Source organism: Bacillus sp. LR--39, assembly GCF_053613335.1.
The window spans coordinates 1-548 of the sequence record NZ_JBSIOT010001434.1; the positions used below are offsets into that span (position 1 = coordinate 1).

Annotated in this window: 1 protein-coding gene; it reads right to left on the minus strand. The window is 37.8% G+C overall.

Going from position 1 to position 548, the window contains the following annotated elements; genetic code table 11:
* Positions 1-173: 173 nt before the first annotated feature.
* Complete coding sequence (bofA, locus tag ACWHAR_RS30975) at positions 174-437, minus strand: sigma-K factor-processing regulator BofA (protein ID WP_003225421.1); 264 nt, start codon at positions 435-437, stop codon at positions 174-176.
* Between the last annotated feature and the right edge of the window lie 111 nt (positions 438-548).

The following is a 548-nucleotide window of genomic DNA, read 5'->3' on the forward strand; positions in this document are numbered from 1 at the left end:
TTAGTTTTCAAAGAACTTTGTTTACCGCTCGTTTAAGCGACTTTATTATCATAACATTTACCGTCGCTACTGTCAACAACTTTTTAACATTTCCTTTTTAAAAAAGCTGTTCGTCATCAGCGACGTATATTAGAATAACACCTTCAGTTGTCTAAGTCAATACATAATATCAATTAAATGATAAATTGCTTAATAACGACTAACGCAGCTATCCCGGGTATCCCTAAAATTCCGCTGATAGCTGTTGTAACCAGATTAATCGGCACATGAATGCCAAGACTGCCGCCAAACATATTTACACAAACCAGCAGCAAAGCACCTGCCACAAATTTAACAGCTGTGATGCCAATCCACTTTAAAGGCTTCGCAGCTGAACCTGATAAAAAAAGAAGAATAACCAGTCCTAAAATAATCCCAATAATAAAAATAGGCTCCATGAATCTTCTCATCTCCTTCGCTTGTTCTAGTACAAGCTTATGAGAAGATCCAGGAGTTTAGACCACTTACTTCCACCGGCTGATTTTTAAATTTCGCTGCTTCGCTTCCCT

Coding starts and splice junctions, on each gene's coding strand:
- bofA (WP_003225421.1), bottom strand. CDS start 437: ATGGAGCCTATTTTTATTATTGGGATTATTTTAGGACTGGTTATTCTT.